Below are 13000 nucleotides of genomic sequence, written 5' to 3'. Positions count from 1 at the left end.
TGCAGCGCCATGCTTTTGACGCTTGCCGTGGGAATATTGCCCACATTTGTCATGGTCGGCATACGGACGCCTCCTCAATATAAGTCCCGGACGGGTTCGGGCTTTACCCGCAGCGCCTCGCCCAGGGCCAGAATGTACTTTTGGCGGAAGTCCTGACAGCGGTAGTCGTTGTCGTCGTCCCGCATGAGCTCGCTGGCAAGGCCGTAGGGCAGCGCCACCTCTACGATGGCGTCCGAATAGGGGATGGCGTTGTCCATGGTGTCCTTTGTGAACACCGGCGCACTGCTCAACGGCTCACGCCCGTCCATGGCCCGGAGCTGATTTTCCGTGGGCAGCGCCTCGGCCAAAAGCACGTTCAGCCAGTGGGGCGCGAACTCCTCGGCGTCCTCGCTGTCGGCGGCGTTCTGGCTCAAATAGGCGGCGCTTATCTCAAAAAGCTCTTTGCCTGTCAAATCGTTCCCTCCTTTGAAAAAAGAGGGTCAGAGGCATCGCCCCTCTGACCCTTCTTTTGTCAGCCTGTGATGACCATGTCCGCCACGGCAGAGGGGAACTTGCCCTCGGCCTCCTGGTAGGCGCGCACCAGCATGCCCTCTTCCACTTCGGGCTGCTTGCCCATTTTGCGGCTGGCGCTGTAACGGGGGTCGGTGCCGTCGGTGGTGTACCACGCGGTGCCGGTGGCTGTGATGGCTCCGCCTGCGGCCGCGATGGTGGGCGCTTCCAGCACCTCCACGCCGCTGCCGGTGGTCACGTCCACGTAGATGCCCGCGGCTTTGTGGCCGTAGACAAAGCAGTCGTAATAGTAGCGGCCTTCGATGAGGTTGCCGCTGATGCCCGGCGGGTCGATGTGCAGATTGTTGTCGCCGATTTTTTCCGGCGCGCAGGCGGCGCGCTTATGCACCAGTAAAAAGTTGACGCCTGCGGGCAGATACTCGTCGGGCACTTCCACCACGGGCGCGCCGAACATCTCGCCCACCTGGCCCTTGGCCACGGCCTTGACGCCCAATTTTTCCAGATTCTTGAACTGGTCGGTCTCCACCAGCGCGTTGAACACGCCTGTGTTCACGTACCAGGTGCGGCTTGCCGTGGGCACTTTGTTGTTGACAAAGCTCTGGCGCGCCGCGCTCATGCGCTGGATGACGTTTTCCGGGCTGATGGCCTCGGACTGGCCCACGATGGTGCCGCCCAGCATGCAAAGGCGGCCCAGACAATATTTGTCGTAGGCGGGAATGACCTCTTCCTCGGTCTCGATCTTCATGAATTTGCCCGCTTTGTTGATGCACTGGTCCAAATTGTTGCCCTTGTCGATGACCGCAGAGAAGCTCTTGTCCTGGGTCATGGTCAACTCTTGGATGGTGTCGCCCACCTCGGTGGGAGTGCCGTAGCGGTTGGATGTGGCCATGCGGTCGTAGTCATTGAGGGGCACGGTGTCCACATTGGAAATGCGCACCGTGCGCGCACCTACAAACTCCTCTTCCCGGCACAGCCGGCCCTTGACCACGCTCTCCAGCGTGAAGGCCTGGTCCAGCTTTTTGGAATACTTTTCGTGCAGATGTACGGTCTGTCCTGCCATGTTCTCTCTCCTTTTTGTGTGTTAGTCGACGCTGTCCCACCCGGCAGTGAACGGGTCCTGCGCCGGGCCGTTGCCAAGCCCCTGCGCCGAGCCGGGCACGCTGGCCCGGTTGTGCTCGTGCGCGCGGCGGGCGCCTTCGCCCATGCGGTACAGCGAAAGGGCGTACCGCTCGTAGGCGTGCACCGGGCTCTCGCCTTTGACCACGCTCTCCATGACCTGCGCAGGCAGGCGCCCTTCGGCGCCCACGGCCTCGGGATACAAGGTCAAAAGCTCCGCGAACTGGCGCTGGCGCTGGGCGCGGGCGTTGGGCTGGCCCGTTGCCCTGGCCACGTACTCGTCCACGCTCAGCCCCGCCGCGCGGGCCTGTTCATCCACCAGCTTATACGCCGGAAGAGCCGCGTCCAGCCTGCGGGACACTTCGTCAAAGGCCATGCCCTTCTGCGCCAACGTTTTCGCCTTGCTCATCGGGATGGCCTGCTCTTTGCCCCGGTACTTTACGGTCAGGGTGCCCTCTTCGGGTCCTTCGGGTCCTTCGGGTGCTTCGGGTCCTTCGTGTGCTTCGGGCGCTTCGGGCGCTTCGCTCTCGGGGGGCTGCTCGCCTTGTCCGGCCTCGCCCCATTCGAACAGTTCGCCCTCGGGCTGCGTCTGATTGATTTGTTCTTCCATCGGGTCTTGCTCCTCTCCGCCTTGTCCGGCGTTTTTATCAAACCGGCTTGTCCGCCGGGTCGATGCGTTTGTTCTGCACCTGCTGGGCGCAGGGCTGCTTGTACTGGCTGCACGCGGGGTTTGGGCAAAGCCAGGTCACCCGCACGCCTTCGGGGTCCTGTTCATCCACGTGCAGAACGCGGGCCGGCCGCCCGCACACGGGACATCTCATTGCACGCCACCTCCCATGAGCTGCGATGCGGCCTTTTGCTCCCGGATGGCCCGGACCAGTTCGTCCCGGCCGGTGAGCACGCCCTTGGGCAGGTTTTCAAGATACACCTCTGCATCGGTGAGGATGCCGTTCTGGAACAATGCGTCCAGCGTTTGGACCTGCATGACCTCGCTCCAGTAGGTGGCTGCGCCGATTTCCACGTTCAAATGCAGGCTCATGTCCTCGAGCTTTGAAAAATCAAAGGGCTCTGTGCGCTGGGAGTCTGCGTCGGCAAGGTGCACCGGCCGCACGCCGTAGTTTTGCTTCATCATGTCCAGCCAAATGCGCACGCTGTCCTCGACAAAGGCGTAAAAATCCTGCTTTTGCAATTCGAGCGGCATGGTGGTGGCCTTTTGCGTGGCCACGATGGCCGAGGTGTTGTTGGGCGTGACGTTGCCAAGCACCGAGTCCGACGCGCCCATGGTGTCGCGGGTATAGCTGATCATGGTGTTCAAAAGCTCCATGACCTGGTTTGACATATCCGCCGCGCGGAAGTTTGCCGCCACGGCCGCCGCCGGGTCGCCCGGCACGCCGATGGCCGCGCCCACCCGGTTGTCCCAGCCGCCGGGCAGAAGGTTTTTGTTGTACACCACTTTCGGGAACGCCATCATCTTCACGTGCTGCATGGCCATGGCGAACAGCTTGTTGATGTAGATTTGGTTTGGGATGACCGCCGTGACCAGCGCCTGGCCATGGTACTGATTTTTCACTTTTTCCCAGGCGAAAAACGCCAGCGGGTACTTTTGATAACCTGTGTCCGTGGCTGGCCGCACCAGGGCCTGACGGGTGGCCTCGGTGAACCAGACCGTTCCGTTTTCCTTCCAGTATCTGCGTATCACCGTTACTTTTCCGTCTTCGGGGGCGTCGCCGTGGCGATGGTCGTCCTCGTCGGGCACAATGTCCTCTGCGTCCATGCCATAGTGCTGGGCCATGCTGCGCACGTCTTTGACAAGGCGCCTGTACACAAGCAGCAAATACGGCTGGCTTTGGACGTCGGCGCTTTGGGGATTGCCGAAATGGATGTTGGTGTTCTCCAAAATTTCGGCCCGGATGGCGCCGGGCGTGCCCTGAAACACGCTGCTTTTCACAGCGGGCGCCGAGGGGTCAAAGTAGAAGTGCATGCAGCCGTCGCCGTCCACGGCGGCGTTGCGGATGACTTCGCGCGCCTTTTTCTTGAAGGCCGTCTGCTCCATGATTTTGTCGAACTGGTCGCTGAGCATGTCCAAAACGGGCTTTTCGGCTTCGCCGCCGTCAAACGAGTCCAGCCCCACGCCGATGTCGTCGGACATGATGGTGGAAATGCAAAAGCGCACCACCCGGCTGAGCACGTTGACCACGGGCTTGTCCAGATCCGGCGCGTTGACGCCGCGCCACTGGTTGCCGGTGAAAAAGTCCTCGTTGCGCTCCACGGTCTCGTACAGGCCCAAGGCGTTGTTGAAGGACTGGCCTTTCTGGTACTCGGACCACAAAGTGCTTGGTTCAGGCTGTGTCATCGGCTCTCACCTCCCAGTTGGGGATTTCCGTTGTAGGCCCAGAACCGCACCCACTGCGCGGCCAGACTGCCCGGTTCCGGCTCGGCCGGACGGACCATTGCCTCCAGTGCGGCCAGACGGGCACACAATTCGTTGTACTGTTTTCGCGTCACAAACATGGTTTTCATCCTTTCTTTTTTTCGTTCAGCAAAAATTGAGAAAACTGTCGAGCTCTGCGCCAAAATCGGTCTCGGTTTGGGCAGTGTACGCCTGCTGGGGCCGGATGTAATGGGCGATGGCCAGCGCCATGACGCAGTCGTCGTGGGTGCCGGCCATGGCCTCGGCCCGGCCGCGCTCGTTTTTTACAAAGCTGAGCATCTCCCGCAGCGTGGTCGCGTCCGGAACGCTGTCCGGGAACTGGCGCATCTGCTGTACAAGCCCCGCCACCAGCAGCGGCCTTGTCAGGGACGTTGTGCGAAACCCGTACCGCTTTTCGTAGTGCAGGGTGTACCGGTCCTCGGTCTCGCGGGTGTACAGCCTTGGGTAGCCAAGGCGCTGGCACTCCTTGACCGGGAAGGTGGAGAAGTTGACCTCGATGCCCAAAAGCGCCGTGTTGTACCAGTATCCAAGGCACATGCACTGGCGGGCGAAGGCGTCCTCGTCGTACCGGCGGCGCAAGGTGGCCACCTGACGGCCGGTGGTGTTGTCCACCACCTGCGCCACGAACCAGTCGCTGCCGTCGCCGGCGGTATCGGCGCCGATGACGTAGGGAACGCCCGGGCGCGGCCGCTCGTACACATTCACGGCGCCGTTTGGGTCCTGGCACACGCCGGCCAGCCGCAGCACCTGGCGGCCGTCCCGCCATTCGAGACGCTCGTCCAGGCGCATGACGATGGGCGAGGGCGCCTTTGCCAGCCGGGCGCTGACGGCGTCCTTGTCGAACACGCAGTCGCCGGTGGTGAGAAAGGCCTCCTCGGGGCACGACGGATACTCCTGGCGGAACAGCCGCTCATCGCCTGCGCAGGCGTTGCGGATGCACCAGCGCCGCCAGCTCAACTGCTCGTTGTCCAAACCGTAGCGCTGCTGCAAGACCCGCTCGGCCCGGGTGGGCACAAAGCCATCGGCCCGGCGGCGGTATTCGGGCTGCTCCCACCAGGCGCAGAACACGGGCACAAAATCGCTCTCTCCGGCCACGGCCGCCGCCCACCGCTTTTGAAAATCTTCGTACCCGTTGGCCGTGCTCTCGATGACCACCAGCGTGTCCGGGGCGCTGGGCACCGCCTGCAAAAGACCCAAAAGCGTGGCCTCTTTGTCGCCGGGCCAAAAGGCGTACTCCGAAATGTGCAAGTTTTGAAAGGTGTCCGACCGGCCCACGCCCTCGCCCCCGGCGGTCATGACCCGGATGCTGGAATCCAGCTCTCCGAACGCCATGCCCCGGGTGCTGCTTTGGGTGCAGCGGGGCCTGAGGGGCTCCGGCAGATGGGCGTACATGCGCTTTGTGATGGAAAACAGCCCGGCGGCCGCCTCGTCCGTATGGGCGATGATGCCGCTGCGCGTGTGGAACCGGGTGGCTGTGCGCTTGAACAAAATGCCCTCGGTCAGGGTGGAAAAGCCCATCTGCCGGGCTTTTAACACAATGGCCCGCATGGGCTTGCCCGCTTTGTACTGCGCGGTGAGCGCCTTGTACAGTTTTTTCTGGGGCTCGTTGAGGTGCAGCGGCAGCAAAGCGCCCTCTTTGCTGCGTATTTTCAAATAGGTCTCAAGATAGGCCTGTGTGTTGACTGCCATGTGTCCCTCCGTTAAAACTCTTCGCCGGTCACGGCGGCCAGGTACTCTTCAAAGGAGCCTGCCTGTTCGTGCTCTGTCTCGGGCTTGTCGCGCCAGGCGCCGCCGCGCCGGTTTTTCAGCCAGTAGATTTGTGCGGTGGTGCTGCCGTTGACAGCGCTTTTCCAAAGCGCGGCCTCCACCTGATAATCGGCGGCGTCCGGATTTTGGCGCAAGGCCTGGTCCATCTCGGGGTACTGGGCCCGCCAGCGGCGAAGCTGCGCCGCAGACACGCCGCAGCGGGCCGCAATGTCCTTTTCCGGCACCCCGTTGCGGGCCCAGCCCTGCAAAAGAGCGAGGCCTTCGCCGGTGCACCAGTAATCTGTTTTTTTCGTCAAATCCATCGCTCCTGCAAAACCGCCTTTTGAGGCGGACAAAATGTTTGAGAAAGGCCCGGTGGGGCCTTTTCCGCGGTCAAAGGCCCGCGTGGGCCTGAAAAGACGTTGCCTTTTCTACATCCGATTGTAAAAAATCGGGACTGTGGCACACAAGGACCCGGATGGGGCACAAAGTGCCGGCGCGGGGACAAACAAAAAACTCGAAAAAACTCGACTTTTCTCGACTCGGCATAAAAAAAGGCCGGCCGGGTAAGACCCGGCCGGCTGTGAGATTATTTTTTTCCATACACATCGCACAAAATGCGCACGCACGCATCGATGCCCAAAGTGCCGCTGTTGAGCGTTAAATCGTAGTTTTGGGCATGGCCCCATTTCATGTCGGTATAAAACCGGTGGTAGGCGGCCCGGCGCTTATCCTTGTCGCGCAGCCGCTGTTCGGGCGATGCATCGCGCTGGCCGTACACCTGCACGATGCGCTTTGCCCGAAAGTCCATGTCCGCGTGGATGAACACCCGCAGGCAATCGGCCTTGTCGTGCAAAATGTAATCCGCGCACCGGCCCACGATGACGCAGGGGCCCTGCTGGGCCAGATGGGTGATGAGCTTGTATTGCAACTGCCACAGATAATCGGCGTTGTTGGGGTTGGCGCCCGGATGGGAGAACGCCGAGGACAAAAATCCGCCGGGCGCGTACTCGCCGGCCTCGCTGACGTAGTCCTCGGCAAAGCCGCTCTCTTTGGCGATGTCCTGCAAAAGCTCCCGGTCGTAACAGGGCAAGTCAAGCCGGGCGGCCGTCTCTTTGCCGATGGTGCGGCCGCCGCTGCCGAATTCCCGGCTGATGGTGATGATTTTGTTTTTCATTGTGCCTTCGCTCCTTTCAAGGTTTCAATGCGGTGCAACTGGCGCCGCTCGTAAACAAACAGTGCCAACGACATCAAAAAGGCAAGGCCGTCGGCCACGGGCCCGGTCCACAGAACGCCCACGACGCCCAAGAACCGGGGCAAAATCAGCGCCGTGGGCACAAAGAAGATGATTTGACGCGACAGCGACAAAAGCGCTGATTTTCCGGGTTTGCCCACGGCCTGCAAGTACACGGCCACCACGGTCGAAAAGCCGGTCAGCGGGCACAACAGCAAAAAGATGCGGAAGGCCAAAACGGCGAACTCGTTGTAAAGGCCCTCTTCGGAGCCAAACAGGCGCACCACGCTCATGGGCGCCAGTTGGAAGATGAGAAAGGCCAAAACCGCGATGATTTCGGAGGCGACCAAGGCGATGTCCAGCGTTTTTTTGACCCGCAAAAAATTTTTGGCCCCGTAGTTGAAGCCAAGGATGGGCTGTGCGCCCACGGCGATGCCCACCAAAATGGAAATGAGGATCTGATTGACTTTCATGACGATGCCCGTGGCCGTGAGGGGGATTTCGGAGCCGTACACCGACAAAGCTCCGTAACTTGCCAGCAGGTTGTTTGTCAGCGCCATGACGATGGTGATGGCGAACTGGGTGATGAAACTGCTGACGCCGAAGCTCACGAGATTTGCGCACACGCGCCTTTGCAGGCGAAAGGCGTCGAGATGCAGCCGCAGGCTTTTGAACCGGGGCAGATACACCGCCGACACCACGAAACTGGCCACCTGGCCCATGACCGTGGCAATGGCCGCGCCGCGCACGCCCATGCCGAACCCGAAAATAAAGATGGGGTCAAACACCGTGTTGATGACAGCGCCCAAAGCCATGCTGAACATGGCGTACTTGGGCCCGCCGTCGGCCCGGATGATGGAGTTCAGCGCCGCGGGGATCATCATGAACACAAGCCCCGCGCCGATGACATAGCCGTACTCAAGCGCGTAGTCCATCAGCGCATCTGTGGCGCCGAACAGCGTCAAAATGGGCCGGATGAAACAAAGAAACACCGCCGTGAGCACGATGCTGACCACCGTCACCAGCGCCAGCGCGTTGCCCACGCCCCACCGGGCGTTTTCCAAATCTCCCTCTCCCAGCTTTAAGCTCAGATACGCCGCGCCGCCGTCGCCGATCATCAGCGCCAGCGCCAGCGCTACAATGGTGATGGGGAACACCACGTTGGTGGCCCCGTTGCCCATGTACCCCACGCCCCAGCCAATGAAGATTTGGTCCACAATGTTGTACAGCGAATTCACCAAAAGCGAAATCACACACGGAATGGCAAACTTTGCCACCAGTTTTCCCACCGGCTCGGTGGCAAACGCACTTTTCGTTTTTTCCATTTTCCTCTCTCCTTATTAAGTAACTGGTTACCTATTAAGGCAGAAAAGCAGACAGCGCACCGAGTGTTCGGTGCGCTGCCTTTTTGGGCAGATCAAATTTGGTCGATTTGCTCGAGCAGCCGGTCGGTCATTTTTACAAACTGCTGCTGTTCGTCGGGGCTCAGCGCGCCCAACAGCGCGTCCATCGCCCGGCGGTCCTGCTCAAGAATGAGCGTATGGATGCCCTGGGAGCGCTGTGTGCAGCGCACGACCTTGTACCGCCGGTCCTGCACCGAGGGCGCGCATTCCACAAAGCCTTTGGCTTGCAGCCTGCGCAGCAGCTTTGTCATGGCCGGATGGGTCACATGTTCGATGGATTCCAAATCGTTTTGATGCACTTCCTCTGCTCCGGACGCCTCCAGCCGGCTGAGCGAGCCCAGTACCCGCAACTGTACCGCCGTCAGACCCATGGCCGCAGCCTCTTCGTCCAGCTTTTTGTGAAAAGCCCGGTTCAAAAGGGCGATTTTCAGCCCAAAAGGCATGGGTGCAGCCATAAGCTCATCTCCTCAAAATAAGTAACCAATTACTTATTATAAGGATTTGAAAACGAAAGTCAAGCCCGGGCCAAAAAACTCGACTTTGGTCGACTCGCCTTAAAAAAGGGCGCAAAAAAGCCGGTCCGGGAACACCGGACCGGCTTTTTTCAGCGCTGCCAGGGCCATTTCCAGCCCTCCTGTTTGGCGGGCTGCGCGGCCTGCGTGGCAAATTCGATCAAATGGGGCTGCGCCATTTGTTTTTCCACGTAATCGGCGGGCAAGCCCGAGAGGTCTTCGGGGATTTTCAGCAAGGACAGAAATTCCGAGAAGGATTTTGCCACGGGATAGGTGACGGGCTCGAACTCGCCGGAGTTCTCCACGTCCAGAATGCACACGCCGGGATTTTTGGGGCCCTTGTGGTAGTCCAGGCACAAAAAGCACCCGCCGAACACTTCCCCGATGGGCGCGTACTTGACCGGGTCGGCGTCCTCGTCGTCGGTGAGGAAATCCTCGATGGGACTCTCCACCACCATGAGATCGTAGCATCCGCTCTCGCTTTGGTCGGGCTCGTTCAAAGCGCAGAAAAAGCGGACCAGCGCCCAGGTGTTCCGGGCGGTGGGAATGGCGTTCTCCACCACCTGCACGCCGTTGTACTGTTTGAGGAAGGCCCGGTAGTCCTCGGGGAATTGGACCTGCCAGAACTCCTCGTACTCGTCCAGCAGTTTATCATCCGGCAGCGGATAGACAATGGTGTCTCCTTTTAAATGCAGCATACAATGATTCCTCCCCATGATGTGAAATCGACCCATTGGCCGCGTGTCCTACCGCCATTATGCGCTGTGATGTTGTGGATGCCAAAGGGCACCAGCTCCATTTTGCCCGGCACCGCCGAATGGTGCCAGGTATATCCCTGCGGTCTGCCTCCGATTTGGGCATCCAGCCATACAAACTGTTTCCAGTTGTCCATTTTCCACATGGATTCGGGCAGTTGCGCTCGCAATCGAACCAGATGTGCAGACTCAAAATCCGCCGTTCCAAACCGCATGCCGTCCTGCTTTGTGACCCTGACCGCCGGAATCAGCCCCAGCTCCTGTGCCCGGGTCTTGATTTGCTTGCGCATCTTTCTGGATTTGAGATTTCCCGGCAAATTCTTCTTCCACGACCAGACCCGGTTGGAATACACATTCACCGCATAAATCTGGGCGTAGTCATCCACCACCTGTTCAAAGGTGCGCCGCCAGCACTTCGTCCGGCTCCTGCTGGGATTTTATTTGTGAAAGGTCAGTGTCTGAGTTGACATTTCCATTATCTTCCATGCCGGAATAACTGTCAAGCGGTCTTCGCAAAAAACCCTGTACACTTTGCTGTCCATGAACATCTGGTGAGGCCGTGCGTTGGCCGGAGCTGTTTTGCACATATTCCAGACCTTGCCGCACCCTGCCCGGCGTGCGCAGAACAGCGCTGAGGAGCAGGTCCTGGAACGCACTGTTCAGCGCCGTCGGCTGGGCTGCGGCCAAGGTGTCCCAAAAGCCGCTTTCGTCCCCGTTCCAGATCTTTTGGAGAAAGGCATCGCCCACCTCGGACACATACCCCTCGGCGAACTCACCGCCCACTCTCACAAAATCTTTCCCCAGCGAGCCGATCACTCTGTGGGCCAGCGGATCGATGAGGTCGTCCAGATAGCCCTTCCCGATGCCGCCGATTCCCCCCGAGACCATGTCGATGACGGTGTTCAGCGCACCTGTGGACAAGCCATAGAGATAGGCATCTTCAAAGTCGACGCCGGCCTCCTGGGCCTGTACCGAGGAGTTGCCCGCGGTGCTTAAAAAGGAGAAAACCGGGGCCAATTGGCCGGCGGGCAAAAAGGGAAGGATCGTGCCCACACCGGTGGCAACACCGCCGGCCACCGGCCAAGCGCTCTGGGGATCATATTTGTCCTGAATTTCCTGCTGCCACGTCATTCCCTTGGTGCTGTGATATTTGGGCAGACTCTCTTCGATGGACTTCCAAGCCTGCTCATAGTCCTCGCCCCAGATATTGGACATTTCCCGAATCGGTGTGCCGTTGCCGGTCATGCCGCCGATCACCGCTTCGGCACATCTGATTTTTTATCTGTTGCACCGTTAGAAAGCAGGCTCCAAGACAGCATCTTTTCCAATTCCTCTTGGATTTCCTCAGCGCTCATGCCCTGAAACGCCTTTTGATTCGACAAAAAGTTGACATAGTTTTCCAGTTCGTTTTGGATTTGCGCCTGGTCCATTCCCGCAAAGGGATTTTCCCCTTCTGCAAAAGGCGGCCGGTCAAAAAGGGTGCTTTCGCGGTCCAGCACGCTGTTCATGGCGGCACTTTGCTGGTCCAGTATCCCGTTCACAGCGGCGTTTTGCTCGTCCAGTATTTTGTTCCAGGCGGTCACTTGCTGGTCCACAAAATTGTTTTCGGCGGCGATTCTCTGTTCCAGAATCCGGTAAAACGCGGAGCCTTCCCCAACGAGCGGCTGGTTGAAAATGGCCGGATTTTCGGGCTGGAGCGAGCTTTGGACGGAATTTGAAGCATCGCTGTGATTTTTTTGCGAAAACGTACTGTCCACAGCAGGCTTGGAATCGTTCGTATCGGGGAAGTACTGGTCGAACACCTTTTTTCCGCCCGATACCGCTTGCCCGCCTGCGCTGAGCAAAAAACCTGTTCCTATTTGCTCCAAAATCTCGGGAGAATGATCCACCAGTGTTTGACCCATCGACTCATCGCTGTTCAAAATTTTGTGCTGCATCGCCAGATCCGCTATGCTCGACGCGCCGCCCTGCGCCGCTCCGCCCGCTGTTTCCAAAATGCCTCTGGTAAGATCATCGCTTACAGAATTTGGGATTATGTCAAATGCCTTTTCTAAGAACTTATCTACCCCAGCGGACCCCAACGCATAGCCAACAGCCTGCGAGCTATCCATTCCCATGTCCCGGCCGTCGACGAAGGTGTTGCCTATTTGACTGATGAGCCCGAGGATTTGAAAAAATAGATTCGGAATCAAATTGGGCAGTGCCTGACCCAGCTCATTTGTTATATTTCCGGCTGTGGCCCACAGGCCCTGCGGATCATATTCATCCAAAATCCGCTTGTACCAGTTTTTCCCATAACGGCTGTACAGGTTATCTTCTGCAAACGCCGAGAACTCATCCGAGACCTCTTGCTCAGTTTTATCTATGTCCTCATTGATTTGCTGGTATTCTTCTCCAAATAAATTTAAGATTCGCCGATAATCCTGCAAAGGAATCGAGCTGTCGTTCATGCCCCCGGTGTTCGCATAAAATTGCAGATACCCTTCGCCAAGGCCTACACCGGCATTCCAAATGCCCTCTCCGCTCTGTACAACGCCTGAGCCGAAACTCTTGGCCAAATAGCCCGCCGGATTGCCCGAAATGCTGGTCTCATCCAGACGGTCTTGCAAATATTCCGAAATTACCTGCCCTGCCTGCTGGTACTGCTGTATCTGCGGGTCCTGCACAGTGGCCATGGCCATCAGCCAGTTTTGCACGTCCTCGTTTTGCGCAACTTTGCCCGCCAAGTCCACAAGCGCCTGCCCTGCCTGCTGGTACTGCTGCACCTGCGGGTCCTGCACAGTGGCCATGGCCATCAGCCAGTTTTGCACGTCCTCGTTTTGCGCAACTTTGCCCGCCAAGTCCACAAGCGCCTGCCCTGCCTGCTGGTACTGCTGCACCTGCGGGTCCTGCACAGTGGCCATGGCCATCAGCCAGTTTGGCATGTCTTCGCTTTGCGCAGCTTGGCTTTCAGGTTCCACAAGTGCCTGACGTTCGGCCTGTGTGTCCTCCTCCCACCGGCTCTCAGCCGCCTGCGAGTCCACATACTTTTGGGACGAAGCCGGCCGCCCCCACCGGCTCTCGGCCGCCTGCGAGTCCACATACTTTTGGGACGAAGCCGGCTGCCCCCACCGGCTCTCAGCCGCTTGCGAGTCCACATACTTTTGGGACGAAGCCGGCTGCTCCTCCCACCGGCTCTCGGCCGCCTGCGAGTCCACATACTTTTTCCGGATGCGGTCGTCTTGCTCCTTTTGGCGTTGTTTTGTGCGCCGATTTTTCCACTGTTTTCCCATGGTCAGCCCTCCTTGGCTGCC

The 13000-nt window shown here is 59.2% G+C and carries 15 protein-coding genes; all 15 read right to left on the bottom strand.

What is annotated here, in order from left to right; genetic code table 11:
• Window positions 1-74: 74 nt before the first annotated feature.
• Entirely contained in the window at window positions 75-452 is a 378-nt protein-coding gene (locus AB5H98_RS04215) for a hypothetical protein (protein WP_367924665.1), read from the bottom strand.
• A 59-nt stretch (window positions 453-511) separates the two neighbouring features.
• Window positions 512-1570, bottom strand: a complete 1059-nt coding sequence (locus AB5H98_RS04210; protein WP_367924664.1) for a hypothetical protein — start codon at window positions 1568-1570, stop codon at window positions 512-514.
• A gap of 21 nt (window positions 1571-1591) precedes the next feature.
• On the bottom strand, window positions 1592-2236 hold the full coding sequence (locus AB5H98_RS04205; protein WP_367924663.1) for a hypothetical protein: 645 nt from the start codon (window positions 2234-2236) through the stop codon (window positions 1592-1594).
• Between the two features lie 37 nt (window positions 2237-2273).
• Window positions 2274-2447 (bottom strand): hypothetical protein, encoded by a 174-nt coding sequence (locus tag AB5H98_RS04200; RefSeq protein ID WP_367924662.1) that lies wholly within the window; start codon window positions 2445-2447, stop codon window positions 2274-2276.
• A complete protein-coding gene (locus AB5H98_RS04195; protein WP_367924661.1) occupies window positions 2444-3979 on the bottom strand; it encodes a portal protein in 1536 nt (511 codons plus the stop codon). The genes AB5H98_RS04200 and AB5H98_RS04195 overlap by 4 nt, the downstream gene beginning before the upstream one ends.
• Window positions 3976-4137, bottom strand: a complete 162-nt coding sequence (locus tag AB5H98_RS04190) for a hypothetical protein (RefSeq protein WP_367924660.1) — start codon at window positions 4135-4137, stop codon at window positions 3976-3978. The genes AB5H98_RS04195 and AB5H98_RS04190 overlap by 4 nt, the downstream gene beginning before the upstream one ends.
• Window positions 4138-4162: 25 nt before the next feature.
• Window positions 4163-5746 carry a hypothetical protein gene (locus AB5H98_RS04185; protein ID WP_367924659.1) on the bottom strand — a complete coding sequence of 528 codons (1584 nt, stop codon included), beginning with the start codon at window positions 5744-5746 and terminating at the stop codon, window positions 4163-4165.
• Between the two features lie 11 nt (window positions 5747-5757).
• Window positions 5758-6159 (bottom strand): helix-turn-helix domain-containing protein, encoded by a 402-nt coding sequence (locus tag AB5H98_RS04180; RefSeq protein WP_367924658.1) that lies wholly within the window; start codon window positions 6157-6159, stop codon window positions 5758-5760.
• Between the two features lie 233 nt (window positions 6160-6392).
• Window positions 6393-6980 (bottom strand): AAA family ATPase, encoded by a 588-nt coding sequence (locus tag AB5H98_RS04175; protein ID WP_367924657.1) that lies wholly within the window; start codon window positions 6978-6980, stop codon window positions 6393-6395.
• On the bottom strand, window positions 6977-8362 hold the full coding sequence (locus AB5H98_RS04170; RefSeq protein WP_367924656.1) for an MATE family efflux transporter: 1386 nt from the start codon (window positions 8360-8362) through the stop codon (window positions 6977-6979). The genes AB5H98_RS04175 and AB5H98_RS04170 overlap by 4 nt, the downstream gene beginning before the upstream one ends.
• 92 nt (window positions 8363-8454) lie before the next feature.
• Window positions 8455-8895 (bottom strand): MarR family winged helix-turn-helix transcriptional regulator, encoded by a 441-nt coding sequence (locus tag AB5H98_RS04165; RefSeq protein ID WP_367924655.1) that lies wholly within the window; start codon window positions 8893-8895, stop codon window positions 8455-8457.
• Window positions 8896-9044: 149 nt separating this feature from the next.
• The gene (locus AB5H98_RS04160) at window positions 9045-9686 is read right to left on the bottom strand and encodes an SMI1/KNR4 family protein (protein WP_367924654.1); all 642 of its coding nucleotides are present in this window, start codon (window positions 9684-9686) and stop codon (window positions 9045-9047) included.
• Complete coding sequence (locus tag AB5H98_RS04155) at window positions 9638-10093, bottom strand: HNH endonuclease (protein WP_367924653.1); 456 nt, start codon at window positions 10091-10093, stop codon at window positions 9638-9640. The genes AB5H98_RS04160 and AB5H98_RS04155 overlap by 49 nt, the downstream gene beginning before the upstream one ends.
• 7 nt (window positions 10094-10100) lie before the next feature.
• Window positions 10101-10952: a hypothetical protein gene (locus AB5H98_RS04150; RefSeq protein WP_367924652.1), complete on the bottom strand. Its 852-nt coding sequence runs from the start codon at window positions 10950-10952 to the stop codon at window positions 10101-10103.
• Between the two features lie 8 nt (window positions 10953-10960).
• Window positions 10961-12979 (bottom strand): hypothetical protein, encoded by a 2019-nt coding sequence (locus AB5H98_RS04145; RefSeq protein WP_367924651.1) that lies wholly within the window; start codon window positions 12977-12979, stop codon window positions 10961-10963.
• Window positions 12980-13000: the final 21 nt, after the last annotated feature.

This window comes from uncultured Ruthenibacterium sp. (assembly GCF_963558415.1).
Classification (GTDB): domain Bacteria; phylum Bacillota; class Clostridia; order Oscillospirales; family Ruminococcaceae; genus Ruthenibacterium.
Note: the sequence above shows the minus strand (reverse complement) of the source record. Positions and strands in the feature narration are given on the sequence as shown.